The sequence below is a fragment of the Streptomyces hirsutus genome (genome assembly GCF_001418415.1).
GTDB classification, from domain to species: domain Bacteria; phylum Actinomycetota; class Actinomycetes; order Streptomycetales; family Streptomycetaceae; genus Streptomyces; species Streptomyces hirsutus.
The window spans coordinates 1-24,825 of sequence record NZ_LIQT01000085.1; the positions used below are offsets into that span (position 1 = coordinate 1).

Consider the following 24,825-nt stretch of genomic DNA (forward strand, 5'->3'; position numbering starts at 1 on the left):
CCGCCCGGCCCGCGCGGGCCGACGACGAGGACGGCGGCCCCGGGTACGCGCTGGTCCGGCTCCAGGTGGTGCGGACCGCGCTGCGGGCGTGCCCCTCGCGCAGGCGCGGGGCACGGCGCAGGCGGGCCGGGCTGTCGGCTCTGCCCCCGCTGCCTCCGCTGCTGCCCCAGGTGTGGGGGCTGCGCCTGTTCCCCCGGTCCGGGGGCGCCGAGGAACTCGCCCTGGAGCAAAGGCTGTCCGCCCTGTCCGGTCCGGCCCGTGCCGCCTGGGTGCTGCGCGGTCCGGAGCGGCTTTCGGACGACGACGTCCGCGCGGTGCTCACCGACGCGGGTGCGGCCGATGCCGCGGGGGCGCTGCGCGAGGCCGACCGGGTGCCGGCCGAGTACCGGCTGCTCGGTTCTCCCGCGTTCGACCCCTGTTCGCTCCAGGCCCGGCCCACCGATCTGGTGCGGCGCCGCCGGCGTCTGAAGGCCGCGCTGGCCGCCGGGGCCGCGCTCGTCGTCTGCGGTGCGCTGTTCGGGCTGCCGGACGACGGCTGGGGCCCCGACGGTGCCGCCGCGCCGCCGTACGCGCTGAACCGGGCCGCGCAGGCCGCCCTGGACCCGGGGAAACTGACCCGGGTCTCCCCCGCCGTCTGGAAGTCCTCCGCGCGTACCGACTTCTCCGTGTGGCCGGCCCGCGGTGACCTGGCCGGCGACTCGGGCCTGCTGCGCCGGGCCCTCGCCGTGTGGGCCCGGCCCGGGGAGCGGGTGCGGGTGTCGGCGACGCCGGGCACCCCGTCCGGCGGTCCGGCCGGACCGCCCCAGTTGCTGTACGCCGGGACGGTCGACAACGCGCGCGTGGTGATCCTCCACGACGGTCTGCGCATCACCAGGTACGCCGAGCCCCTGGACGGCGCCGAGGGCGCCGCCCTCGACTTCGCCCGGGTCGACGGCGCGGACCGGGCCGGGGCGAGCGCGCTGGTGCTGGGCCGCTCCGACGGCAACGTCCGTTATCTGACGGCGCCCTGGGTCCGTTCGGCCGGTGCGCGGGACCTGCGCGAACCCGGCGCGGACACGGCGGACCTCTCGCTCACCGGCGGTGTGACCTCGCCGCTGGCGGGTCCGGTCCCGAAGCCCGGCTCGTGCACCTCGTGGAACGTGCTGGAGCTGACCGACGACACCGGCACCCGGCTGGTGACCGACCTCGGCGAGCTGGTCCCGGCCGTGCTGACCGCGGGGCGGCCCGGGGCGGCCGGTGAGGCCGGTGAGACCGCCGGTGCCGAGGCGTTGCGCACGTGGTCGCCGTTCGCCTGCTCCCTGGCGTCGATGCGCTCGGCGGGCGTACGGAGCGTGAACGCGTGGGCCTTCGCCGAACAGCCGCTGCCGGACGCGAGCGGTTCGGCGGCCTGGGTGTGCACCCGGGCCGAGACCTGGCAGGGCGGCGGTACCCGGGTGCTGGCTCAGTTCCACACGCCGGGTGCACCGGTCGGGGCGGTGGCGGCCCGGGCCGAGGACGTGCCGCAGTGCGGGGAGCGTGAACCCCGGGTGCTGGCCGGGGTGCTGTGGAAGTCCGGGGCGGGCACCTGGTACCTGCTGGCCGCCGGCAGCCGCGGCACCACGTCGGTCACCGCGACGGGCGGGGTCGAGGGCACCGCGCAGGGCAACCTGCTGACCCTCGAGGCCGAACAGGGCGCCCAGGCCGACCTCGAGGGCACCCTGGAGAACGGGGACCGGGTCACCGGGCTCCGCTGACCCGGGGCGGGCCGGCCGACGGATCGGACGATCACTGCCGCCCGGTCCGGACCGTTCACGGCCGGATTCGATCGGTAGGCTGTGTGTATGACTACCGGGGTACGTCGCAGAATGGGAGTCGAGGAGCGGCGGCAGCAGTTGATCGGCGTCGCCCTCGAACTGTTCAGCCGCCGCTCGCCCGACGATGTCTCCATCGACGAGATCGCGTCGGCGGCCGGCATCTCACGCCCGCTGGTCTACCACTACTTCCCCGGCAAACTCAGCCTCTACGAAGCCGCGTTGAGGCGTGCCGCGGACGATCTGGCGTCGCGGTTCGTGGAGCCGCGCGAGGGCCCGCTGGGGGCGCGGCTGCTGCGGGTGATGGGCCGGTACTTCGACTTCGTCGACGAGCACGGGCCCGGTTTCTCCGCTCTAATGCGCGGCGGCCCGGCGGTCCCCGCAGGCGGAGCCTTCTCGATGAAGACATCCTCGACCACCAACGCGCTGGTCGACTCCGTACGGCAGCGGGCGTACGAACAGATTCTGTCGCACATGGGCGCGGTGGATCCGCCCGCACGGCTGGAGCTGGTGGTGCGGTCCTGGATCTCGCTCGCCGAGTCGACGGCGCTGCTCTGGCTGGACGGCCGGCGTATACCGCGCGCCGAGCTGGAGACCCAGCTGGTGCACGACTTCGCCGCGCTCTGTGCCGTCGCCGCGGCCCATGACGAGGAGTTGGGCGTGCTGCTGCGCGGCCTGCTCAAGGACGAGCCGGGCGACGGACCGTTCGTCGACCTGGTGGGCCGGCTCATGGCGCTGGCGTCCCGGTGAGCACCGTGACGACGTGGGGGCTGGTCGTCGAGACGACCATGGGTTCCGGGGAGCGCAAGCACACGGAGGCACAGGTGGTGGCGCACGTCACCGGCTCCCGGACCGAGGCGCTCGCGGAGCTGGAGCGACGGGCGCGGAACCACGTCCCCATGCATCCCCTGAGCCCCAAGCGCCGTCGCCTCCTGCGGGCCGGCGACGGGTTCCTGCTCGTCGTCGACGGGGCGTGGCAGTCGTTCGTGACCCGGTTCACCGTGGCGGAGCTGCTGGAGGACTCGGCCGTGCCCCCCGCCCCAAAACCCGTGGTCGAGGCACCGGTCCCGCCGCCGGTCGCCCCTGCCGCTCCGTCGAGTGAGCCGGCGGAGCAGCGGGGCGGGCCGGCCGTCGAGCTGGACGAGGACGGCGTGCCGGTGCGGCCGGCCTGGCTGGGCCGCGCCGACCTGGCGTGAGACCGTCCGCCGGCCGGTGAGGCCCGGCCAGGGCCTCTCGTTCGGGTCGGGCCGGGCTCGCGGGGTCCGGCCCGATCCGAACGAAAGGCCTCAGCCCTCGAACTTCCGGTAGGACGCGTCGAGCTCGCGTACCTCGGCGGAGGCGTGCAGGGTCAGGTCGCCGACCGCCCGCACGTGCCGCCGCACCAGTTCCAGGACGGCCTCGGTGAGCCGTGCCTTGGTCTCCTCGGTCCGCCCGGGGAGCAGGGCGATGTGGATGTGCACCAGGGCGTGGTCCTCGGCCGGGTCGTGGCCGATGAAGACGTCGCCGGTCGGGCGCAACCGGGTCTTGCACGCGGGGAGCTTCGCCGCCGCGATCTCCACCACGGTGCTGTGCAGGTCCCGGACGAAGGCGGGCCAGTCGCACGTGAAGGAGGACTTCACTTGTGCGGAGTGGTCGACGGTGATCTGCGGCATGGGTGGGCCCTCCGGTTCCAGGTCGGAGGGCCCACCCTAGCTTCCGCGGTGGTGCGTCCGGTCTCTCAGCCGGCCGCGGTGAACACCGCGACCGAGCGGGCCGGGACGGTGAAGGTGCCGGTGTCCGCCGCGTAGGACGAGGTCTTCACCACCGCGTCCGAGCCCGCCGCCTGCACCGGGTGCAGCCGGTGGTCCGTGCCGGCGAGGGCGCCGACGCGCTGTTCCTGCCGGTCCGGCGTGGCGTTGAAGACGACGACCAGGTCACCGAGGCGCATGGTGATCACGCCGGGTGTCTCGTCCTTCCCGGACAGCGGGAAGGACAGCGCGGACTGCACCTGCCCCGCGGTGTCGAGGGAGAAGGCCCCTTCCGTCGTACGGATCCTCAGCAGGTCCCGGTACGCGGCCGAGGCGCCCTCGATCTGCGGGCACCCGACCTTCACCGCGCCCAGCAGGGGCTTGGCGTAGGGCCACTTGTCGGCGTTGTCGGCGGCCGGCGGCAGACCGCGGCCGAAGCCGTTGCCGTCGGCGCAGTTCCAGTGGATGGCGTTGAACCAGTCCCCGCTGTCGTAGGAGTTGCGGTCCAGGGACTTGGAGCGCAGCAGGTCGGTGCCGGCCTGGGAGAGCGCCGGGCCCTGCGACAGGGCGGCGGTCGCCATGGCGAGGACCTGCATGCGGGCCCGGTCGTCGGCGCTCACGGACGTCGGCAGCTTGAACGCGAGCGCGTCGAACAGCGACTCGTTGTCGTGCGCGTCGGCGTAGGCGAGGGCGTCGCCCGGGGCGGCGGCGTATCCGGCCGGTGCGCCGTTGTAGTCGACCTGGGAGCCCTTGACCTCCTTGCCGTCGGTGTCGGTGAAGCGGTACTCGGCGAGGTTGCCGCTCAGGCCCACCTTGATCAGGTCCTGGTAGTGCAGGAGCCGGGCCTTCTGCTCGGCCTCGGTGCCGTTGTTCTCCGAGGGGTTCGGGTCGGTGTAGAGGCCGGAGGCGAAGCCCTGGACGCCGGGGTCCTCGTCGAAGGGGCCGCCGCCGCGGACGGCGTCGCGGGCCCGGTCGGAGAAGGTGGCGATGCCGGTGCCGGCCATGTTCTGCTGCGTGGCCTGCTCGAAGCGGACGTCGTCGGCGATCTCGCCGAAGTTCCAGCCCTCGCCGTACAGGATGATCTTCTTGCCGTCGATGCCGTCCTTCTTGAGGGTCAGCGCGTCGAGGGCCTTGCGGACGGCGAGGATGTTGGCCTTCGGGTGGTGGCCCATGAGGTCGAAGCGGAAGCCGTCGACCTTGTACTCCTTGGCCCAGGTGACGATCGAGTCGACGACGAGCTTGCCCATCATGGCGTTCTCGGGCGCGGTGTTGGCGCAGCAGGTGCTGTTGGCCACGGAGCCGTCGGCGAGGAGCCGCTGGTAGTAGCCGGGCACGATCCGGTCCAGGACGCTGGTGCCGGACTGACCGCTGGCCGCGGTGTGGTTGTAGACGACGTCCATGACGACGCGCAGGCCGTCCTCGTTGAGCGCCTTGACCATCTCGCGGAACTCGACCGTGCGGGCCGTGCCGTCCGGGTCGGTGGCGTAGGAGCCCTCGGGGACCGTGTAGTGGTACGGGTCGTAGCCCCAGTTGTAGGCGTCCTTGGCGGCGGCCTTCGCCACGCACTCCTGCTGCTTGTCGGAGTCGGCCGGGTGGGCGGCGAGGTCGCAGTCGACGGTCGCCCGGTCGGACTTCTTCTCGGGGATGGTCGCGATGTCGAAGGCGGGCAGCAGGTGCACGTACGAGGTGCCGGCCTCGGCCAGCTTCCGCAGGTGCCTGGAGCCGTTACTGTCCTTGTCGGTGAAGGCCAGGTAGGTGCCGGGCTGCTTCGCCGTGCGGTCCTCGACGGAGAAGTCGCGGATGTGCAGCTCCTGGATCTGGGCGTCCTTGAGGGGGACGGCCTTCGGCTTGTCCAGGCCCGACCAGCCCTTGGGGGCGAGGTCGCGGTCGCCGAGGTCGACGACGAGGCTGCGCGCGGAGTCGGTGGTCAGGGCGACCGAGTAGGGGTCGGTGACCTTGTTGGTGACGAGTTCGCGGGTGCTGGGCGCCCACACCTGCACCGCGTACCGGTAGGGCTTGCCCTTCCAGGACTTCGGGCCGGTGACGGACCAGACGCCGGTGGCGTCGTCGCGCCGCATCCGGGCGGTGGAGCCGCCGATCTCCAGCGAGACGCTCTGTGCGGTCGGCGCCCACACGGAGAGCGTGGGGCGGCCGTCGCGGAAGACGGGGCCGAGCTCCGCCTTCGTCGCACCGGCCGCGTACAGGTCGTCCAGGGCGCCCGCGATCTGCACGCCGGTCGCCGCGAGGACCGCGCCGTTGGCGGCGCGCTGGGCGGCGACGACCTGGCCGCGCAGGGCCTCGCGCACACGATCCCGGTCGCGCGGGTCGACGGAGTGGGCGGTGCCGTCCTTCAGGTGCGGGAACCTCTCCTTCTGCGCGTCGGTCAGGGCGGCCGGGAGCAGCCGGATCACCCGTGTGTCGTCACCGACGACGAGCGTGCCGTCCTGCGCCTTCACGGAGCCGGTGCGGGAGGCGAGGAGCTGGGTGGAGGCGGCGCTCGCGGAGCCGTTCCAGACGACGGTGTTCCGGTCGATCCAGACCGCCTTGGAGGTGGCCAGGTCGACGGCGGCGGCCGAGCCGGGCGGCTGGGGCAGCAGGTACTTCTCCTCGCCGCTCAACAGCCACACCTCGTGGCCGTTCGCCTTGAGGTCGAGCGACTGGTCGGAGGGGAGGTCCTTCTCGTCGCCCTTGTGGATGATGTAGCTGAGACTGGTGGCACCCTCGGTGAGCGGTACCTCGAAGACCGCGCCATAGGGATCAGTCTTCACCGGCTTCAGGGGCTTCGACCAGTCGGTGGGGTCGGCGGCGCCGGTCCACACGTGCAGGCCCCAGCCGTCGTAGTCGCCGTCGGCGCGCTGGTAGTGCAGCACCGCCTTGCTCTTGTCCTGCGCCGGGTACTCGGGCCGCTCGGTGGTGACGGTCTCCTTGCCCTGCTCGATCCAGATCTCGCCGTTCTTCGTGACGTCGATCGTGCGGTCGGTGGAGACGTCCTTGGTGCCGTCCTTGTCGATCACCAGGAAGCCGACGTCCGAGGCGCCGGGCTTGAGCTTGACGTGGGCGAAGGCGCCGTAGGCGTCGCGGCCGGTGAAGGGGTGGCTGTCCGGCCACTCGGTGGCCTCGCCGTCGGCGAGGTCGCCCCAGGCGTACAGGCCCCAGTCGTCGTAGTCGCCGTCGGCGCGCCGGTAGTGGACGACCACGTGGTCGCGGGAGCCCGCCGTGGGCGGTTCCTCGACGGGCGGGGTGCCGGTGGTGGAGGCGGCCCGGGCGCTCGCGGTGCGGCCGGCGGAGTCGATCGCGACGGCCTTGTAGCGCAGGGCGGTGCCGGCGGGCACGTCGTCGCCGATGGTGTGGGTGACCTGGTGGGGGGTGTGGTCGGAGGAGCCGAGCGTGCGCCACTTCCCGTTGCCGGTCTGGGCGGCGAAGACGACGCGGTTGAGCTGTCCGCCCTCGACGTCGGCGGTGAGTTCGACGGTGCCGGTGGCGCCCGCTGCGGGGGCCTTGAGGGTGACCGCGGGCTTCGCGGCGGGCTCGGCGAGCTTGCCGGACGCCTTGAGGACGATCGCCGAACCCGCCGGGACGGTGACGGTGATCTTCCGGTCGGCGCCGCTGGTCACGGAGGCGTCGGTGCCGTGGATGCTGCGGAAGGCCATGCGGGCGGAGCCGGTCGCGAAGGTGGCCTTCTTCGCCTCGTCGGCGTTGTTGAAGGCGACGACGTACTCGGTGGTGTCCTGGCCGGTACGGGTGCCGGTCGCGGTGCGGGAGAAGGCGTAGACGCCGGGGCCGTCGGCCGCGTACCGCTCCTGCTGCACGCCGTCGGTGAGGGCGGGGTGGGCCTTGCGGAGCTTCGCGAGGGCGCTGATCTGCCGGTAGAGCGGGGCCTTCGTGTCGTAGGTGTCGTCGGCGTGGGTGCGGTCGGTGCCGAGGAGGTCGTCGTCGAGGTAGTCGGCGGTGCGGGAGGCGAACAGGGTCTGGCGGGCGTCCTTGTCGCCGCCGGCGCCGGTGAAGCCCTGCTCGTCACCGTAGTAGACGACGGGGTTGCCGCGGCTGAGGAACATCAGCTCGTTGGCGAGCATGTCCTTCTTCAGCAGGTCGGCGTCGGACGCCTTCGGGTTGTCCTGCTTCAGGAACGTCCCGATGCGGCCCATGTCGTGGTTGCCGAGGAAGGTGACCTGCTCGTAGGCGTTGGCCCGGTCGGTCGTGTACTTGTGGTCGTCGCCGAAGACCGAGGCGAGCTTCTGCGCGCTGCCGCCCTGGGAGGCGTACTGGCGGGCCGCCTCCTGGAAGGGGAAGTCGAGGGTGGCGTCGAGGCGGCCCTCGGTGACGTAGGGGGCGGTGACGTCGGTGTCGGCGGAGTAGACCTCGCCGAACATGAAGAAGTCGTCACGCCCCTTCTTCGCCGCGTAGACGTCCAGGGCGGTGGCCCACTGGGTCCAGAACTCCATGTTGACGTGCTTCACGGTGTCGATCCGGAAGCCGTCGATGTCGAAGTCCTTCACCCACCGCTGGTAGATCTTCTCCATGCCGTCGACGACCTCGGGACGCTCGGTCCACAGGTCGTCGAGGCCGGAGAAGTCGCCGTACTCGCTGGACTCGCCGGCGAAGGTGGAGTCGCCCCGGTTGTGGTACATCGCCGGGTCGTTGAGCCACGACGGGACCTTGACGTTCTTCTTCGCGGCGGGGACGACCGGGGTGCGCGGGAACGATCCTGCGTCGACGCGCGGGAAGGTGCGCGAGCCGTCGGCGTAGTCGGCGTCGTCGAAGGGCTTCCCGTCCTTGGTCAGGTAGGGGAAGGCGCCCTTGGAGAGGTAGTCGTAGGACTTCTCCTCGTAGTCGACGACGTCGGCGGTGTGGTTGGTGATGACGTCGAAGAAGACCTTCATGCCCTTGTCGTGGGCCTTGTCGATGAGGGTCTCGAGGTCCTTGTTGGTGCCGAAGTGCGGGTCGACCTGCGTGAAGTCGGTGATCCAGTACCCGTGGTAGCCGGCGGACGCGTCCTCGCCGGTGCCCTGGACGGGCTGGTTCTTGAAGATGGGGGCCATCCAGATGGATGTGGTGCCGAGCCCCTTGATGTAGTCGAGCTTCTGGGTGAGGCCCTTGAGGTCGCCGCCCTGGTAGAAGCCCTTGTCGGTGGGGTCGTACCCGGTGCTGAGCCGCGAACCGGTGAGTCCGCCCCGGTCGTTCTTGGTGTCCCCGTTGGCGAAACGGTCCGGCAGGACGAAGTAGAACTGCTCCCGGGTGAGATCGTGCCGCGCGGGGGCCTTCGCCAGCGTGGCGTCCGACGGGGGCGCGGGGGGTGTGGCGGCCTGAGCTGCCAGGGGCTGTACGAGGGTGGCGGCAAGGGCGGCGGCGAGCGCTGCCGCGGTGACCGCGGCCACCCGCCTGCCCTGCGTGGTGCGGCGCGCCGGGGGCGCGGGCCATCTGGGTATCACAGGCGTGAACTCCTTGCGATTACGGCACATTTCGGGTCCGACCCCACACCACGGCACAACCTGTTCCGGCCATGTCACCGGGGTGTCGCGCGACCGTATCCTCGTTGAAAGCTTTACAGCAAGGGTGTTGAAAGTAACGGTAAGGACTTGCATGCGGACGCCGACCGCGCCGCCCCCGTGAAGGGCGGCACGACCGGCGCGCGTTCAGCAGCTCGACTTGCCCGCGTACACCGCGAGGGCCGTGTTCGAGCCCAGGGTGGCGGTCAGCTGCCCCGAACCGTTCACCGTCACCGGTGTGTTGTTCTGGACGTTGCAGTACGTGCCCGCCGGGAGCGAGGTCTGGTAGGTGCGGGTCAGGGAGCCGGACTCGTGGTTGACGGCCACGAAGCCCTTGTTGCCCCGGCCGAAGGCGATGGCGTCGTTCCCGTTGTCCCACCAGTTCGTCACGGCCTGTCCGCGCGTGGCGTTGCGGAAGGCGACCATGGACTTGATCTCCGGCCAGGCGTGCTGGCACTTCCAGCCGTTCTGCCAGCAGGCGTTCACCTGACCGCCGTTGGGCGGGCCGGCGTCGTGGTCGGAGAACTCGTACCCGGAGTTGATGTCCGGGGAGCCGTAGGGCCAGGCGAGCATGAAGACGTTGGCCAGGGTGTAGTTGGCGCCGTCCTTGTAGTTCAGGGTGGAGCCGTTGCGCTCGGTGTCGTGGTTGTCGACGAAGACGCCGGAGACACCGCTGTTCATGTAGCCCCAGCCCTCGCCGTAGTTCTTCAGGTAGGCGAGGTTCTCGTTGTTGAAGACCCGCTTGAGGTCGTAGGCGTAGCGGAACTCCTGGACGTCGCCGGTGCCGGTGTACTCACTGGGCTGGACGGCCTCACCCGCGCCGTAGATGGCCTCCTGCTTCCAGTACACGCCGGGGTTGGAGAGACGGGACTTGATGTTCGCGAGGTCGGCGGCCGGCATGTGCTTGGCCGCGTCGACGCGGAAGCCGTCGACCCCGAGGGAGAGCAGGTCGTTGAGGTATCCGGCGATGGCTCCGCGGACGTAGTTCTCGCCGGTGTCGAGGTCGGCGAGACCGACCAGTTCGCAGTTCTGGACGTTCCAGCGGTCCTGGTAGTTGGTGATCTGCGAGGTGCAGTTGTCGAAGTCGGGCGACGAGTACAGGCCCGGGTAGTTGTACTTGGTGTACGAGGAGCCGCCGGTACCGGTGCCGTTGCCCGCGGCCATGTGGTTGATGACCGCGTCGACGACGACCTTCACGCCGGCCGCGTGACACGTGTTCACCATGTTCCGGAAGGCGGTGCGGTCGCCGAGCCGTCCGGCGATCTTGTAGCTGACGGGCTGGTACGACGTCCACCACTGCGAGCCCTGTATGTGCTCGGCGGGCGGGGAGACCTGGACGGAGCCGTACCCGGCGGGCCCGAGGGTGGTGGTGCACTCGCGGGCGACCGAGTTGAAGTTCCACTCGAAGAGGACGGCGGTGACGTCCTTGTTCCCGGGCGGCGCGGCCTGCGCGACGGTCGGGGTCATGACAACCGAAGCGACCGCGAGTGCGGCGACCCCGGCGAGGGTTCTGCGTGCCATGTGGGGTTCCTTCTTCATCGAAGGGTGTGGGGAGTGCGAAGGCGACTGAAGCTTCTTGCTGAAACCTTCAGAAACCTTGCGGTGACGCAGATGTTAAAGCTTCACCCTCCGAAAGGGCAGCACCCCGTACGAAGTTGCGGCAAGAAGTTACGCGCTCGCGGCGCACCAGAACGTCGTCGCCCCTCTCGTGGGCGTGCAGCCGCTCCTCGACCACAGCCGCGGATCCGGCAGACCTTCCGCCGAACTCTTACCGGCACACCGCGGTTGAGCCCAAAGGCCTGGCAGGTAGCCTCTCCCCCGGGCGTCGGAATGAAGGGGAGACGGCGCAGTGTCGATTCCTTTGATGGGCATGCTGATGCTCATCAGCCTGGCCACTGCGGCGGCGGGCATCGTGACCGTGGCTCTGATGCTGGACACCCCGCCCCTGTCTCTGTCCAGACTCTGTGCGGTTCTCGTTCTGGTCTTCAGTTCTTCGGCGGCAGCCGTGTACTGCTACGGCTGGTTCTCCGTCACCATGGGAGGGCCGTTTCCCGAGTTGTGCGAAGACCGGAACGTCTCCGGCGCCGAGTTGGCAAGCATGCAGCAGGAGTACTGGCCACTTCGCAGCGCCTGCGTCTACTCCGACGGCGCCACGGTGGAGCACGTCTCCCTGTTGATCAACGTACTCGTCTGCGTGCCGGCAAGTCTTGCCGTCGTACTGGCCTGTGTCGGCGCGGTCCTACGCAGGCGGGCCCGACCGCCTGCTGAACGGATCTCATGACCGTTGGACGCTTACGTCGCACCATGTCCGAAGGGCCCGCTTGAGGCCAGGGGAACCTCTGGCCGTACCAGGTCACGGCCATCCGAGACATTCTCGCGGGGCTTCAGGGGGTGGTGAGGCTGGGCGGCATGGAGCCGGGCGAGGAATCGATGTTCTTCATCGACGTGCCCGTCGGTTCGCCCCTGTCCGCCCGATCGAACCGGACCCCCTCGAGAACGACGCAGCCCTGCGGTCACTGCAGTGACCCACATCAGCGTGCGCCGGTTCGTATGCCGTCGATGAAGGCGGCCCAGGCGGCCGGAGCGACGAACAGAACCGGTCCGGTGGGGTTCTTGCTGTCGCGGACGGGGATGGCACCGGGGATGTCGTCGGCGAGTTCCAGGCAGTCTCCACCGCCGCCGTCGCTGTACGTGCTCTTGCGCCACACTGCGGCCGTCAGGTCGGGGCGGGTACTGCGCATGTCTCGTACTCCTTCATGGCCCGCCGGATCAGGGCCGCGGATGCCTCTGGCGGCAGGGCTCGGGCATGGACGAGATCGTAACGATGGGAGTGCCGGGTCACCATGGCCCGGTCTTCCACCAACTCACCCGAGTGGCCCGCCTCCAGGTAGGCCACGTCCGGCGCGTTGTCGAATGACAGAAGGGTGAGCGAGCCGCCCATGGCGGAATGGGCCCCCGCAGCGAAGGGCATCACCTGTACCTCGATGTGCGGGGTGTGAGCGGCTTCCAGCACGGAGGCCAACTGCTCCCGCATGACGGTCGGGCCTCCCACCGGGCGCCGGATCACCGACTCGTCGAGCACCACCCACAACAGTGGCGGTTGCGGTTTTCGGAGCAGACTCTGTCGGCTCAGTCGCGCCGCCACGTTCTCCTCGATCTCCGCCACCGTGCACCACGGTTGTCCATGGCGCAGCACCTCACGTGCGTAAGCCTCGGTCTGCAGCAGCCCCGGAACACTGTGCGCCATGTACTTGTGCATGGCGTTCGCCCTGGCCTCGTACGCCACGAACTTCCGTGCCCAGTCCGGGATCGGCGTCCGCTTGATGTGGGTCCACAGGTCGACCAGGTCGCCGTCGGCCTCCAGGATCTCGTCCAGCCTGGCGTTGACGTCCTCGGGCGGGGTCTCCTTGCCCAGTTCGAACTGGGCGATGCGGCTGTGGGCGATGGGGATCAGGTCGCCGAGCCCGCGTTGGGTGAACCCGGCGCGGACGCGGAGCTTGCGCAGCTTCACGCCGTAGAGCGCCGGCAGGGACGCGGATGGGTCGAGTTCCTTCGGCGCGGGCATCTCCTGTCCCCCCGTTTTCGATCCGGTGCAACGAAAGCCGTCACCCCTGGTGAGCGTAGCGTCACGTACCGATGATCGTGGGGAGAGTCGGGATCATCACGAAGGAAGGGCACCGCACTCATGGCATCGCAGGAACGTACGAGGCGCGCAGCCGCGATCCAGGACGCCGACGAGGCCAGGAACGAACTCTCCTCGGCACTGGACGGCGCCGGCGTGCTCCTGCCCTCGCTGGGGCTCGACACCGTCTCGCTGGCCAGCGGCTATCTGCCGCCGCTGGTGGATCTCGGACGCTGCAATCCGGGCACGGCACGCAAGCTGGCGGAGGCGCTGCGGGAGGGCCGCGCCACCGGATTGATCACCAGGGTGCGTGAGGTGAACCAGCGGAGCGAGCAGCGCATCAGGTAGCACCCGCAACGGGCGAGGCCCGCCGCTCCCGGTCGGGGAGCGGCGGGCCCTGTGCCCGGCCCGTGAGGCCTCAGTCCTTGGCGAACCACACCGTCGTGTCGCCCGGCACCTTCGTCTCGCCGTCCGCCTCGTCCACGTCACCGCTGGCGAGCAGCACCCGCCCGTACGCCGGAGTGGTCACCGCCTCGCCCGTGGTGTTCGCGACGCACACGAACTCGCCGCGCCGGAAGGCGAGTACGCCCTCCGGTGCCCGCAGCCACTCCACCGTGTCGCCCGCGCCCAGGTCGGCCTGCTCCCGGCGCACGGCGAGCGCGGCGCGGTACAGCTCCAGGGTCGAGCCGGCCGTGCCGGTCTGCGCCTCGACGCTCAGCTCGCCCCAGTTCTCCGGCTGCGGCAGCCAGCTGCCGCCGCCCCCAAAGCCGTACGAGGAACCGTCGCGGGTCCACGGGATCGGCACCCGGCATCCGTCGCGGAAGCCGTCCTGGCCCGCGCCCCGGAAGTACGCCGGGTCCTGGCGCACCTCGTCCGGGAGGTTCACGACGTCCGGCAGGCCCAGTTCCTCGCCCTGGTAGACGTACGCCGAGCCGGGCAGCGCCAGCATCAGCAGCGTCGCCGCGCGGGCTCGGCGCAGGCCCAGTTCCCGGTCACCGGGCAGCCGGATCTGGGTGCCGAGGCCCGCCGGGTTGGCGAAGCGGGTGGCGTGCCGGGTGACGTCGTGGTTGGACAGCACCCAGGTGGCGGGGGCGCCCACCGGACGCATCGCGTCCAGGGTGCGGTCGATGACCGTGCGCAGTTCCTCGGCGTCCCAGTGGGTGCCCAGGTACTGGAAGTTGAAGGCCTGGTGCAGTTCGTCGGGGCGGACGTAGTTCGCGGTGCGCTCGACGGTCGGGGTCCAGGCCTCGGCGACGAAGATGCGCTCGCCGGAGTACTCGTCGAGGATGAGCCGCCACTGCCGGTAGATGTCGTGCACGCCGTCCTGGTCGAAGAACGGCATGACATCGTTGCCCAGCAGCTTCAGCTGCTCGTGGTCCCCCAGGTCGGGCAGGCCCTCGGCCTTCACCATGCCGTGCGCGACATCGATGCGGAAGCCGTCCACGCCCATGTCGAGCCAGAACCGCAGGATGGAGCGGAACTCGTCGCCGACGGCCGGGTGCTCCCAGTTGAAGTCGGGCTGCTCGGGGGCGAAGAGGTGCAGGTACCACTCGCCCGGGGTGCCGTCGGGTTCGGTGACCCGGGTCCAGGCGGGGCCGCCGAAGATCGACTCCCAGTCGTTGGGCGGGAGTTCCCCGTCCGTGCCCTTGCCGGGGCGGAAGTGGTAGCGGTCGCGCGAGGGCGAGCCGGGGCCCTCGGCGAGTGCCCGCTTGAACCACTCGTGCTGGTCGGAGGAGTGGTTGGGCACGATGTCGACGATGATCCGCAGACCCAGTTCGTGGGCGTCCCGGATCAGCGCGTCCGCGTCGAGCAGGGTGCCGAACATGGGGTCGACGGCACGGTAGTCGGCGACGTCGTAGCCCGCGTCGGCCTGCGGGGAGGCGTAGAAGGGGCTGAGCCACACGGCGTCCACCCCGAGGTCGCGCAGGTACGGCAGGCGGGAGCGGATCCCCTCCAGGTCGCCCATGCCGTCGCCGTTGCTGTCGGCGAAGCTGCGCGGATACACCTGGTAGATCACCGCGTCCCGCCACCAGTCGTGGCGCCTGGTGGCGGTGGCTACGGCGGCGGTCGTGGGGGCCGGGGCGGCGGCGTGCTGCTGGCTCATGTCGTCCTTGAATACGTGGGGTCGGTCAGGGAAGCGAGTGGGGCCGGGGGCCGAGGAGGCGGGAGGCGGAGACAAGGCGGCCGCGGTGCCGGCGGGGTCTGGGGGTCCCCCCTGCTCGAAGAGCTTGGGGGAGGACACCGCGGCCGCCTACCCCGCGCGCTGCGCGCGCGGGAGTCGTCGGACGGAGGGCGTTAGCCCTTCGTGCCGCCCGCGGTGAGGCCGGCCACCAGGTTCTTCTGCACGAGGTAGAAGAACGCGGAGACGGGTATCGCGATCAGCACCGCGGTGGCGGCCATGAGGTTGCGCTGGGCGTCGTGCTCGCTGACGAAGCTCTGCAGACCGACGGCGAGCGTGTACTTCTCGTCGTCCAGCATGAACGTCGTGGCGAAGGCGACCTCGCCGAACGCGGTGATGAAGCTGTAGAAGGCGGCGACCGCCAGGCCCGGCTTGGCGAGCGGCAGGATCAGCCGCACGAACGTGCCGAACGGGGACAGCCCGTCGACCCGGCCCGCCTCGTCGATCTCGAACGGAATGGTGTCGAAATAGCCCTTCATCAGCCACGCACAGTACGGCACCGCGGTCGAGCAGTAGACGAGGATGAGGCCGAAATAGGTGTCGATCAGCTGAAGGTCGGACAGGATCTGGTACATCGGGACCATCAGGACGGCCACCGGGAACATCTGGGTGACCAGCAGGACCCACATGAACTTCTTGTATCCGGGGAACCGCATCCGGGACACCGCGTACCCGGTGGTGGCGGCGACCAGGACGCCGATGACGGTGGTGCCGAGCGAGACGATCAGCGAACTCTTCAGCCAGTCGAAGAAGTTCGTGTTCTGCAGCACGAACGCGTAGTTGTCCAGCGTCATCTTGCCCCAGATGCCGCTGGGGCGCAGATAGTCGTCCTTGTCCGGGCCGAGGGACAGGAAGACCAGCCAGGCGACCGGGAACAGGGCGACCAGGCTCGCCACGATCAGGATGCCGTGCGCGCCGAGGGCGCCGCCGCGGCTGATCTCACCGCGCCGCCGTGTCCCGGACCGGCGGGGTGCGGTCCTCCCGGCCGGCTTGCCCGTCACCACGGCCGGCGGTGGGGTGTCGAGGGTGCTCATGGGGGCTCCTGCCTCAGATCGCGAGCTGCTGCTCATTGCGGTTCAGCCAGCGGCGGTAGAAGGAGGTGAAGACGATCAGGATGGCCAGCAGCAGCATGCCGTAGGCCGCGGACTGCGCGAAGTCGCGCGGCTGCTGCCCGAAGCCGAGTTGGTACGCCCAGGTGACGAGGATCTGTGCGTCCGGGGCGGTGTTGCCGAACAGCAGGAAGATGACGGCGAACTGGTTGAAGGTCCAGATGATGCCGAGCAGCACGACGGTGGAGCTGACCGAGCGCAGGCCCGGCAGGGTGACGTGGCGGAACCGCTGCCAGGCGCTGGCGCCGTCCATCTCGGCCGCCTCGTACAGGGTGCCGTCGATCGACTGGAGGCCGCCGAGCAGGGAGACCATCATGAACGGCACACCGCACCAGGTGTTGACCATGATCGCGGCGAACCGCTGCCAGAAGGTGTCCTCGAGCCACAGCGGCGTCGGCAGGCCCAGGGACTCCAGGCCGGAGTTGATGATGCCGGCGTCGGCGAGCATGAACCGCCAGCCGAAGACGGTGACGAAGGTCGGCACGGCCCACGGCAGGATGAGGATCAGCCGGTAGAAGGTGCGGCCGCGCAGCTTCTGGTTGAGCAGCAGGGCCAGGCCCAAACCGATGGTGTAGTGCAGGCAGACGCAGGCGGCCGTCCAGACGATCGTCCAGATGAAGTGCGACCAGAAGCGGTCGTACGACGTCTCGCCCCAGAGGATGTCGGCGTAGTTGTCCAGGCCGATGAACTTGTACGTGGCCTCGATCTCGTTGACGCCGATGGTGCGGGCCGAGTTGAGGCTGTTGGCGTCGGTGAGGGTGAGGTAGAAGCCGTACGCCAGGGGATACAGCACGAGGACGCCGAGCACGACGACCACGGGCACGATCATGGCGAAGGCGTACCAGTACTTCTGGTAGGCGTGCTTCAGGCGGCCGGCCCGGCCGGCTCGGGGCGGGCGGTCACCGCTGCGCTTGCCGGTCGCGCGGTCGATGGCGACTGTCATGGTTCGGCACCTTCTGGATGATCAAGGGGTTCGGCACACAGGCCGGTGGCCGCCGGATCCTCCCCTCCTGGAAAGGGACCCGGCGGCCACGCGGGCTCTACTTGCTGAAGTCCGGCACCAGCTTGGCGATGGCGGTCTCGGCGTCGTTCAGTCCCTTGTCCAGGGACTCCTTGCCGCCCGCGATCTGGGGCAGTTCGTCGTCGAGCGGACCCCACAGGGAGCTGTACTCGGGCAGGGCCGGGCGCGGCTGGGCGGCCTCGAGGACCGTCTGGTAGCCGGCGATGCCCGGGTCGGCCTTGACCTTGTCGGTGTAGGCGTCGTCACGCGTGGGCAGCGTGGAGTTCTTCAGCGCGATGGTCTCCTGGGCCTTGGCCGAGGTCATGAAGTTCACGAACTTCAGCGCGGCCTCCTGCTTCGCGGCGTCGGAGCCGGCGTAGACGGAGAGGTTGTGGCCGCCGGTCGGGGCGCCCGCCGTGCCGGAGGAGCCGGCCGGGACGGTGGCGATGCCCAGGTTGTTCTTGTCCTTGAAGGCCGAGCCCTTGTAGAAGTTGGTGATCTCCCACGGGCCCTGGATGATCGCGGCGACCTTGCCGTTGACGAACGCGTCCTGGATGTGGGCGTAGGCGTCGGCGGTGGTGTCGGCCTTGTGCAGGCCCTTGCCGTCGAAGAGGTCCAGCCAGGTGCCGTAGGCCTTCTTGGCCTCGGGCGACTTGACGGTGATCTTCTTGGCGTCGGCGTCGACCGTGTCGGTGCCCTCGCCGTAGAGGAAGGACTGGGCGTAGTAGGCCTGGGTGGAGCCCCAGTAGCCGTCGACGCCGGTCTTGCCCTTGATGGTGGCGGCGGCCTTCTTCAGGTCGTCCCAGGTCTTGGGGGCCTCGACGCCGGCCTTCTCGAAGAGTTCCTTGTTGTAGACCAGCGCGAGCGTGTCCGTGACGAACGGGACGCCGTAGACCTTGTCCTCGTACGTCGCCTGCTCGATCAGGTTGGACTTGAACTTCGCCTGGTCCTTCAGCGCCTCGGTGCCGTCCAGCGGCAGGAAGAAGCCCTTCTTGGCGAAGGCGGGGGTCCAGCCGACCTCGGAGCGCAGCACGTCGGGGGCGCCCTTGGAACCGGCGGCGGTGTCGAACTTGTTCTGCGCCTGGTCGAAGGGGACGTTGACGTACTTGACCTTGACGTCCTTGTTGGCGGCCTCGAACTCCTTGACCAGGGCCTGGTACGTCGGCGCCTCGTTGGTCGCGTTGGAGGTGTCCCACCAGGTGATGCTGACCGGGCCGTCGGCCGAGTCGCCGCTGTCGCTGTCTCCGCCGCAGGCCGTCGCCGTGAGGGCGAGGGACGCCACCAGCGCGGTGGCCGCTATGCCACGCCGCATGAGTTCTCCTTGAGGGTGAAAGCCCGTATGTGCAGGTGCGGCCCCGTCTGCCGACCTGCCTCTTCGCCGACCGCGCCGATGGGGCCGCCGGGCGACGTGAACGTAACAGCGATGCAACCGATCCGAAAGACCTTGCTGAAAAATTTTGCAAGGAAGCCCGACGGTTACCCCGTCGTGACCTCTCCTTGACCCCTCCTCAGGGCACCCCGATCGCTGTGCCACCGCCGGTTTTTCGGTGTCAGGACAGGAGTTCGGACAGTTGTGCAAGACTCTGCAAGTACTTGCCATCCGTTTCCGTCGGGGGAATCATCCGTTGCGGTACGGAACGCCGAGCACTCCTGCCGAGTACGACCGGCCGACCACGACATGAGGGACCGCGATGACCCAGCAGCCCGCGACGGGCCGTTCGACCGCACGCGCCAGGCGTCCGGCCGGTGTGCAAGGAGTGGGGCGGCCGATAGGGTCCGGTGCTGTGACCACACGTCTTGCCGACATCGCTGCTCAGGCCGGGGTGAGCGAGGCGACCGTCAGCCGCGTGCTCAACGGCAAGCCGGGCGTCGCCGCCACCACCCGCCAGTCCGTCCTCGCCGCCCTCGACGTCCTGGGCTACGAACGCCCGGTGCGGTTGCGGCAGCGCAGCGAGGGCCTGGTGGGGCTGATCACTCCCGAGCTGGAGAATCCGATCTTCCCGGCGCTGGCCCAGGTCATCGGGCAGGCACTGACCCGCCAGGGCTACACGCCGGTGCTGGCCACCCAGACCCCGGGCGGGTCGACGGAGGACGAGCTGACGGAGATGCTGGTCGACCGCGGGGTGGCCGGCATCATCTACGTCTCCGGACTGCACGCGGACACCACGGCCGACATGCAGCGCTACGAGCGGCTGCGCGCCCGGGGGGTGCCGTTCGTGCTGGTCGACGGCTTCTCGCCGAAGGTGCAGGCGCCGTTCATCTCGCCCGACGACCGGGCGGCGATGGCGCTGGCGGTCACGCATCTCGCCTCCCTCGGCCACACCCGGATCGGGCTGGCGCTGGGGCCGAAGCGGTTCGTGCCGGTGCAGCGCAAGATCGAGGGCTTCGTCCGTAGCGTGCAGGAGCAGTTGGGGCTGGCCGCCGAGACCGTGGAGACGGAGCTGGTCCAGCACTCCCTGTACACCTTGGAGGGCGGCCAGGCCGCCGCCAGCGCGCTCATGGACCGCGGGTGCACGGCGGTGGTGTGCGCCAGCGACATGATGGCGCTGGGTGCGATACGGGCGGCCCGGCAGCGCGGGCTGGAGGTGCCGACGGACATCTCGGTGGTCGGCTTCGACGACTCCCCGCTGATCGCCTTCACCGACCCGCCGCTGACCACGGTCCGCAAGCCGGTCCCGGCGATGGGCCAGGCCGCGGTGCGCACCCTGCTGGAGGAGATCGGCGGGACGCCCGCCCCGCACAGCGAGTTCGTGTTCATGCCGGAGCTGGTGGTCCGCGGCTCGACGGCCTCGGCGCCCGGGGACCGGAACCGCCCCTAGGGCCTGTCCGGCGGCCGGCGCCTCAGGCGCGGGGACCGGCACGTATTCCCCCGGGTTCTCCGGGCAGGGGGTGCCCCCGGCCGCGTCGTCGTCGCGCTCCTCCGCCTCGCAGCCGCACGCTCCCCCAAGTTCTCGGCTCCGCTCGAACAGGGAGGGACCCCCAGGACCCCGCTCACCCCGGCCGGAAAGCCGCCGCGCGTCGCCTCCGGCCCGATCCGCCGGCCGGGCCCCGGCCGGGACGCGGCGGCGGCCCGCCGTGACGCTCCTGCTCCCCGCCCCCGCGCACACCGGCGAGGAGCCCCGCGACGGCGTCGCGGCTGCCGCGGTCGCCGGCCCCTGCCGGTGGTACATGGGATTCTCAGGGGCGGGCGGGCCGGTCGCCCCAGTCGAGGCGGAGCACGGCCAGGTCGTCGGAGTGGCGGCCGGCGTTCAGCGCTTGGGTTTCCTTGATGAGGAGGTCGACCTGGTCCGCCGGGTCCGCCGACGGCAGGTTCCCGATCAGCGCGAGCAGCCCTTCGACGCCGAGCCGCTCGCCCTTCGTCCCGTTGTGTCCTTCGATGAGGCCGTCGGTGTAGACGGTCAGGGCCCCGGCGGCCGGGAGCGGAACGACCGTGGAGGGCCAGCTGCACTCTCCGGGGACGATGCCCAGGGCGATGCCGTGTTCGGCGCTCACCTCCCGGGTCCCCTCGGTCGTGGTGAGGAGGGGCTCGTGGTGGCCGGCCAGGTGGAGGACGGCGGTGCCGGAGCGCTGATCGAGGGTGAGGAGCGTGCAGGTGGCGAACAGTTGCTGACTGTCGCGTTCGGCGATCAGGAGGCGTTCCATCAGGTGCAGCAGGTCGTCTCCGCGGTGCCCGCCGAGCACCAGGGAGCGCCAGGCGATCCGCAGGCAGACACCCAGCGCCGCGGCGTCGGGACCGTGGCCGCTGACGTCGCCCACGACGGCGTGCACCAGCCCGTCGTCCCCCTCCACCACGTCGAGGAAGTCACCGCCGAGCAGGGCCATCGCGGCGCCGGGCAGGTAGCGGGACGTCACCTTCACCGTGGAGGTGTCGAGCATCGGCTGGGGCAGCAGACCGCGTTCCAGGCGGGCGTTCTCCTCCGCCCGCAGCCGGGTGGCCTGGGCCTGGGCGCTCGCGCGTTCCGTCCGGCTCCGGTAGACGGCGTAGCGCAGCGTTCTTCGCAGCAGGTCCGCCTCGACCTTGCCCTTGACGAGGTAGTCCTGCGCTCCGGCGGCCATGGCCTCGGTGCCCGCCCGGTCCTCGGACAGCCCGGTCAGGACGATCACCGCGGTGTGCGGGGCCAGTCCGCGCACGGCCGTGACCGCGTCGACGCCGGACACGTCGGGCAGGTGCAGGTCGAGGAGAACGCAGTCGATCGGGCTGCCGGCCAGTTCGGTGCGCGCCTCGGCCAGAGCGGTCCGGGTGGTCAGCGCGAACAGCATCCCCGTGTCGTGCAGGAGTTCCTCCACGAGCAGGGCGTCGCCCGGGTCGTCCTCGATCAGCAGGATGCGGTACACCGGCCCCTCGGAGGCCGATTCCGGCACGGCTGTCGTGACTGCGGTCATCGCACCGGCTCCGCGTCGGCGCGGGCGGCCTCCGGCACGGTGGACGGGCCGGGGCTCTCCGGCGGCCGGGGGGCGAGGGTGAAGGCGATGCGTGTGCCGTCGTGGTGTTCCGGGTCGATCCCGATGGTGCCCCCGTGGAACTCGACGATCTTCTTGCACATCGCGAGGCCGATTCCGCTGCCGGTGTAGGTGTCCTTGGTGTGCAGCCGCTGGAAGATCACGAACACCTTGTCGGCGTACTCCGGTGCGATGCCGATGCCGTTGTCGGTGACGGTGAACCGCCACAGTTCGCCGTCCCGGGCCGCCGTGACGTGGATCTTCGGCGTTTCGCCCGGGCGGCGGAACTTGACGGCGTTGCTTATCAGGTTCTGCCAGAGCATGCCCATCTGGGTGGGGTCGGCGAACAGGGTCGGCAGCGGATCGTGGGTGATCTCCGCTCCGGCCTCCTCGATGCCGACGCTCAGCTCGGACAGGGTCCTTTCCAGCACCTTGTCCAGGTCGACGCTCTGGTGGGAGTTGTGCAGCCGCCCGACCCGGGAGAAGTCGAGCAGGTCGTTGATGAGGGTCTGCATGCGGTTCGCCCCGTCGACCGCGAAGTCGATGTACTGGTCGGCCCGGCTGTCGAGCTGCCCTCCGTAGCGCCGCTGGAGGAGCTGGGTGAAGCTGGAGACCTTGCGCAGCGGCTCCTGCAGGTCGTGGGAGGCCACGTACGCGAACTGCTCCAGTTCGGCGTTGGAGCGCTGGAGGTCCGCGGCCTGCGCGTCCAGACGCAGCCGGGTGTCCTCGCTGAGGGCCAGTTCCCGCAGGAGGCGCTGTCGCATGAAGTCGATCTCGTGGCCGAGGTGCCGCAGGTCGGCGGGACCGGTCGGGGTGATGGGGTGTTCGAAGTCACCGCCGGCGACGGCGCGGGCGTCCGCGCCGAGCCGCTCCAGCGGCGTGTTGATGCCGCGGCGCAGTCCTTCGAAGATCAGGGCCGTGAGGACGGCGATGAGCACCGCGATGGCGCTGAACACCCCGTTCCTCAAGGCCATCGTGTCCCTCAGGTCGTCCCTCACGCGTACGCGGTCCGCACGCAGCTGTTCCTGCTGGCTGCTCAGGGCGGCGCGTACGTCGTCGAAGGCCGCCTTGCCCTCCGTCGCCCGTTGGATGGCCACCGGTGAGGGTGAGCCGGCGGGCGTGGCGGCCACGGGCCGGGCGATCCTCTCCTGCCACTTCGTCACGGCGTCCCGCACGGTCTTCAGGTCGTCCAGACCCGTGGGGTCGTCCCGGAGCAGCTTGGTGAGTTGCGCGAGGCTCGCTTCCTGCTCGGTGAGCCCCTGTTCGTAGGGGGTGATGAAATCCGGTATGCCGGTGAGCCCGTAGCCGCGGATTCCGGTCTCCTGGTTGAGCACGGCCGTTTCCAGGCGGATCGCGACGGTCAGCGCGGGGGACCGCACGTCCACGAGTTCGTTGCTGATCGACTCGGTCCGCCCCAGGACCCATGCGCCCGCGGTCCCGAGCAGGGCCAGAACCACGAGGGACGCGGCCACCCCCACGCGAAGCCACCGTCTGGTGGTCCACGTGGAGAACCCTCGCATGCGCGGTCGCCTCTCGTCGCCGGTCATTCCGTGGGCTCCTCGTTGTGGCAATCGCGGTGAAAGTTGGGCCAGGACACCTTAGAGGGCGACAACCCTTGTTGTCGCGGAGCTGCTCCGGGATCTAGAGTGCCGGGCATGCCCGGCAAGGACTTCGTATCGCGGATCACCCCGCAGGAGACCGCCTCCCTCACGGACGCGGCGGTCGGTGATCTTGCGCAGCGCCTTGCCCGCAGGCTTCTGGGAGCCCCGTCGCACCCTCCACCGGACGACCCGGCACCCGCCTTGGCTCTGCTCCACGTGCTGGATCATCTCAAGCAGGCCACTGAACGGCTCCAGCAGGAGGCGGCCGCGGCCGCCGCCCGCGCGGGTGCCGGCTACCCGCAGATCGGTGCCGCCTGCGGTATGACCCGGCAAGGTGCGCGGCGCCGCTGGCCGGGGCTTTTCCACCATTCCACCGAGAAACCCACGGAGCATCCGACCATGACCACCCCTGCCCGTCCTTTCGACGTCCTGCTCGTCGAGGACGACATCGCCGACGCCATGCTCATCGAGGAAGCCCTCTCCGAGCGCGGAGCCCGCAACCTCGTCCAGGTCACCGACGGAGTCGCCGCGCTGGAACACCTGCGGACCCCGGGCACCCCGCGGCCCGACCTCATCGTCCTCGACCTGAACATGCCCCGGATGAACGGCCGTGATCTGCTCAAGGTCCTGAAGAACGACGACGACCTGCAGACGATCCCCGTGGTCGTCCTGACCACGTCCACCGCCCCGGACGACGTCACGGGCGCGTACAGCAGTCACGCCAACGCCTACGTGACCAAGCCCGTCAATCTGGAGGAGTTCGAGCAGGCCGTCCAGAGCATCGACTCCTTCTACCTGGACACCGCCACCCGGCCCCGCCTCTGAACCGGCCGGTGTCACCGGCCCGGTCCCGGGAATCCGGGGCCTCTCCTGGGCGCCGTGTCGTCCGCGGGTCACAGGTCGCAGGTCGTAGGCGGCGAGTCCTCGCGCCCTGCTCCGGGAGGAGGCCGCGGGGCTCTCTCCGGGGGAGAACATGCGGGTCGACCGAGACCGGGGGATGATCTGCGGGAGGGGCTTATCTGGCAGACTCTGTGCCCATGGGTGAGACGACGGTGACCACGCTGGAAGGTCGGCATCAGGCCGCAGCGCACCCCGTCGAGGACCGGACGGGGGCGGGACTCCTGCGCCGCTTCCGTACCCCCCGCCGACCGCGGCTGTGGTTCGAGATCCTGCTGATCGCGGTGAGTTACTGGACGTACTCGCTCGTCCGCAACGCCGTGCCGGAGCAGAAGTCCGAGGCGCTGCGCAACGCGGACCGGCTCTGGGACCTGGAGCGGCAGCTCGGTCTCGCGTTCGAACAGTCGGTCAACCACGCCGTGAACTCGGTGACCTGGCTGGTCGTCGGCATGAACTACTACTACGCGACACTGCACTTCGCGGTCACGCTGGGTGTGCTGGTGTGGCTCTACCGCAGTCACCCCGGTCGTTACGCGGCGACCAGACTGGTGCTGTTCTCGACCACCGCCGTCGCTCTGGCGGGTTACTACCTGTTCCCGCTCGCCCCGCCGCGCCTGATGAACGGCGGCGACTTCGTCGACACCGTGGTGGTCCACGAGACCTGGGGCTCGATGGCCTCCGGTGACCTGAAGAACATGTCCAACCAGTACGCCGCGATGCCGTCGATGCACATCGGCTGGTCGGTGTGGTGCGGGCTGACCCTCTTCGCACTGGCGACGGTCCCGTGGGCGAAGGTCCTGGGCCTGCTGTACCCGGCGGGCACGCTGGTGGTCATCGTCGCCACCGCCAACCACTTCTGGCTGGACGCGGTGGGCGGCGTGCTCTGCCTCGCCTTCGGCTACGCGCTGGCGACCCTCTGGTACGGGAGCAAGCCGTACGCACTGCCGAGAGAGGCGCCGGACGGCGGGGGCGGG

At 70.2% G+C, this 24,825-nt stretch carries 19 protein-coding genes; 8 read left to right on the forward strand and 11 right to left on the reverse strand.

Translation table 11 applies throughout. The features are described 5' to 3' along the window. The 3 genes from AOK11_RS07720 to AOK11_RS07730 all read left to right on the forward strand — a co-directional run. A partial coding sequence (locus AOK11_RS07720; protein ID WP_055592895.1) for a hypothetical protein occupies window positions 1-1,733 on the forward strand: 1,733 nt, incomplete at its 5' end. An 87-nt stretch (window positions 1,734-1,820) separates the two neighbouring features. Beyond that, window positions 1,821-2,540 (forward strand): TetR/AcrR family transcriptional regulator, encoded by a 720-nt coding sequence (locus tag AOK11_RS07725; protein WP_055592896.1) that lies wholly within the window; start codon window positions 1,821-1,823, stop codon window positions 2,538-2,540. 38 nt (window positions 2,541-2,578) lie between these two features. Beyond that, window positions 2,579-2,986, forward strand: a complete 408-nt coding sequence (locus AOK11_RS07730) for a hypothetical protein (protein WP_420902974.1) — start codon at window positions 2,579-2,581, stop codon at window positions 2,984-2,986. Window positions 2,987-3,076: 90 nt separating this feature from the next. Here AOK11_RS07730 and AOK11_RS07735 read toward each other — a convergent pair whose 3' ends face one another. The 3 genes from AOK11_RS07735 to AOK11_RS07745 all read right to left on the reverse strand — a co-directional run bounded on the left by AOK11_RS07735 (window position 3,077) and on the right by AOK11_RS07745 (window position 10,524). Next, a complete protein-coding gene (locus AOK11_RS07735) occupies window positions 3,077-3,442 on the reverse strand; it encodes a 5-carboxymethyl-2-hydroxymuconate Delta-isomerase (protein WP_055592898.1) in 366 nt (121 codons plus the stop codon). Window positions 3,443-3,507: 65 nt separating this feature from the next. After that, window positions 3,508-8,946 carry a pullulanase-type alpha-1,6-glucosidase gene (gene pulA / locus AOK11_RS07740; RefSeq protein WP_055592899.1) on the reverse strand — a complete coding sequence of 1,813 codons (5,439 nt, stop codon included), beginning with the start codon at window positions 8,944-8,946 and terminating at the stop codon, window positions 3,508-3,510. Between the two features lie 204 nt (window positions 8,947-9,150). Beyond that, the gene (locus AOK11_RS07745) at window positions 9,151-10,524 is read right to left on the reverse strand and encodes an alpha-amylase (protein ID WP_055592900.1); all 1,374 of its coding nucleotides are present in this window, start codon (window positions 10,522-10,524) and stop codon (window positions 9,151-9,153) included. Window positions 10,525-10,852: 328 nt separating this feature from the next. Here AOK11_RS07745 and AOK11_RS07750 point away from each other — a divergent pair, with 328 nt between their 5' ends. Further along, window positions 10,853-11,284 carry a hypothetical protein gene (locus AOK11_RS07750; RefSeq protein WP_055592901.1) on the forward strand — a complete coding sequence of 144 codons (432 nt, stop codon included), beginning with the start codon at window positions 10,853-10,855 and terminating at the stop codon, window positions 11,282-11,284. A 250-nt stretch (window positions 11,285-11,534) separates the two neighbouring features. On the opposite strand, the gene AOK11_RS41560 is transcribed toward AOK11_RS07750, so the two are convergent. Together AOK11_RS41560 and AOK11_RS07760 are read right to left on the reverse strand one after the other, a co-directional pair. Beyond that, window positions 11,535-11,744: a DUF397 domain-containing protein gene (locus AOK11_RS41560; protein ID WP_055592902.1), complete on the reverse strand. Its 210-nt coding sequence runs from the start codon at window positions 11,742-11,744 to the stop codon at window positions 11,535-11,537. Continuing rightward, window positions 11,720-12,568: a helix-turn-helix domain-containing protein gene (locus tag AOK11_RS07760; RefSeq protein ID WP_055592903.1), complete on the reverse strand. Its 849-nt coding sequence runs from the start codon at window positions 12,566-12,568 to the stop codon at window positions 11,720-11,722. Before AOK11_RS07760 ends, AOK11_RS41560 begins: the two co-directional genes overlap by 25 nt. A gap of 120 nt (window positions 12,569-12,688) precedes the next feature. On the opposite strand from AOK11_RS07760, the gene AOK11_RS07765 reads away from it, so the two are divergent. Further along, a complete protein-coding gene (locus AOK11_RS07765; protein WP_063793438.1) occupies window positions 12,689-12,973 on the forward strand; it encodes a hypothetical protein in 285 nt (94 codons plus the stop codon). A gap of 70 nt (window positions 12,974-13,043) precedes the next feature. Here the strand turns inward: AOK11_RS07765 and AOK11_RS07770 are convergent, their stop codons facing one another. From AOK11_RS07770 to AOK11_RS07785, 4 genes are all read right to left on the reverse strand, one after another. Then, window positions 13,044-14,729 carry a glycoside hydrolase family 13 protein gene (locus tag AOK11_RS07770; protein ID WP_055592904.1) on the reverse strand — a complete coding sequence of 562 codons (1,686 nt, stop codon included), beginning with the start codon at window positions 14,727-14,729 and terminating at the stop codon, window positions 13,044-13,046. Between the two features lie 191 nt (window positions 14,730-14,920). Then, a complete protein-coding gene (locus AOK11_RS07775) occupies window positions 14,921-15,838 on the reverse strand; it encodes a sugar ABC transporter permease (protein ID WP_055592905.1) in 918 nt (305 codons plus the stop codon). A gap of 13 nt (window positions 15,839-15,851) precedes the next feature. Next, window positions 15,852-16,856, reverse strand: a complete 1,005-nt coding sequence (locus AOK11_RS07780; RefSeq protein ID WP_055592906.1) for a carbohydrate ABC transporter permease — start codon at window positions 16,854-16,856, stop codon at window positions 15,852-15,854. Between the two features lie 97 nt (window positions 16,857-16,953). Further along, window positions 16,954-18,225: an extracellular solute-binding protein gene (locus AOK11_RS07785; RefSeq protein WP_055592907.1), complete on the reverse strand. Its 1,272-nt coding sequence runs from the start codon at window positions 18,223-18,225 to the stop codon at window positions 16,954-16,956. Between the two features lie 472 nt (window positions 18,226-18,697). Between AOK11_RS07785 and AOK11_RS07790 the strand changes: the two genes are divergently transcribed. Next, the gene (locus tag AOK11_RS07790; RefSeq protein WP_055592908.1) at window positions 18,698-19,732 is read left to right on the forward strand and encodes a LacI family DNA-binding transcriptional regulator; all 1,035 of its coding nucleotides are present in this window, start codon (window positions 18,698-18,700) and stop codon (window positions 19,730-19,732) included. Between the two features lie 358 nt (window positions 19,733-20,090). On the opposite strand, the gene AOK11_RS07795 is transcribed toward AOK11_RS07790, so the two are convergent. Both AOK11_RS07795 and AOK11_RS07800 read right to left on the reverse strand, forming a co-directional pair. After that, window positions 20,091-21,296: a PP2C family protein-serine/threonine phosphatase gene (locus AOK11_RS07795; RefSeq protein ID WP_055592909.1), complete on the reverse strand. Its 1,206-nt coding sequence runs from the start codon at window positions 21,294-21,296 to the stop codon at window positions 20,091-20,093. Continuing rightward, window positions 21,293-22,900 carry a sensor histidine kinase gene (locus AOK11_RS07800; protein WP_055592910.1) on the reverse strand — a complete coding sequence of 536 codons (1,608 nt, stop codon included), beginning with the start codon at window positions 22,898-22,900 and terminating at the stop codon, window positions 21,293-21,295. The genes AOK11_RS07795 and AOK11_RS07800 overlap by 4 nt, the downstream gene beginning before the upstream one ends. A gap of 108 nt (window positions 22,901-23,008) precedes the next feature. Between AOK11_RS07800 and AOK11_RS07805 the strand changes: the two genes are divergently transcribed. Continuing rightward, on the forward strand, window positions 23,009-23,779 hold the full coding sequence (locus AOK11_RS07805; protein WP_079034697.1) for a response regulator: 771 nt from the start codon (window positions 23,009-23,011) through the stop codon (window positions 23,777-23,779). A gap of 212 nt (window positions 23,780-23,991) precedes the next feature. Further along, the coding region (locus AOK11_RS07810) for a phosphatase PAP2 family protein (protein WP_055592911.1) at window positions 23,992-24,825 on the forward strand (834 nt) is incomplete at its 3' end.

Bases quoted from the DNA above. Each gene is read 5' to 3' on its own strand.
- AOK11_RS07735 (WP_055592898.1), bottom strand. From the start codon at position 3,442: ATGCCGCAGATCACCGTCGACCACTCCGCACAAGTGAAGTCCTCCTTC.
- AOK11_RS07745 (WP_055592900.1), bottom strand. From the start codon at position 10,524: ATGGCACGCAGAACCCTCGCCGGGGTCGCCGCACTCGCGGTCGCTTCG.
- AOK11_RS07775 (WP_055592905.1), bottom strand. From the start codon at position 15,838: ATGAGCACCCTCGACACCCCACCGCCGGCCGTGGTGACGGGCAAGCCG.
- AOK11_RS07760 (WP_055592903.1), bottom strand. From the start codon at position 12,568: ATGCCCGCGCCGAAGGAACTCGACCCATCCGCGTCCCTGCCGGCGCTC.
- AOK11_RS07770 (WP_055592904.1), bottom strand. From the start codon at position 14,729: ATGAGCCAGCAGCACGCCGCCGCCCCGGCCCCCACGACCGCCGCCGTA.
- AOK11_RS07765 (WP_063793438.1), top strand. From the start codon at position 12,689: ATGGCATCGCAGGAACGTACGAGGCGCGCAGCCGCGATCCAGGACGCC.
- AOK11_RS07780 (WP_055592906.1), bottom strand. From the start codon at position 16,856: ATGACAGTCGCCATCGACCGCGCGACCGGCAAGCGCAGCGGTGACCGC.
- AOK11_RS07730 (WP_420902974.1), top strand. From the start codon at position 2,579: ATGGGTTCCGGGGAGCGCAAGCACACGGAGGCACAGGTGGTGGCGCAC.
- AOK11_RS41560 (WP_055592902.1), bottom strand. From the start codon at position 11,744: ATGCGCAGTACCCGCCCCGACCTGACGGCCGCAGTGTGGCGCAAGAGC.
- AOK11_RS07725 (WP_055592896.1), top strand. From the start codon at position 1,821: ATGACTACCGGGGTACGTCGCAGAATGGGAGTCGAGGAGCGGCGGCAG.
- AOK11_RS07805 (WP_079034697.1), top strand. From the start codon at position 23,009: ATGCCCGGCAAGGACTTCGTATCGCGGATCACCCCGCAGGAGACCGCC.
- AOK11_RS07785 (WP_055592907.1), bottom strand. From the start codon at position 18,225: ATGCGGCGTGGCATAGCGGCCACCGCGCTGGTGGCGTCCCTCGCCCTC.
- AOK11_RS07795 (WP_055592909.1), bottom strand. From the start codon at position 21,296: ATGACCGCAGTCACGACAGCCGTGCCGGAATCGGCCTCCGAGGGGCCG.
- AOK11_RS07800 (WP_055592910.1), bottom strand. From the start codon at position 22,900: ATGACCGGCGACGAGAGGCGACCGCGCATGCGAGGGTTCTCCACGTGG.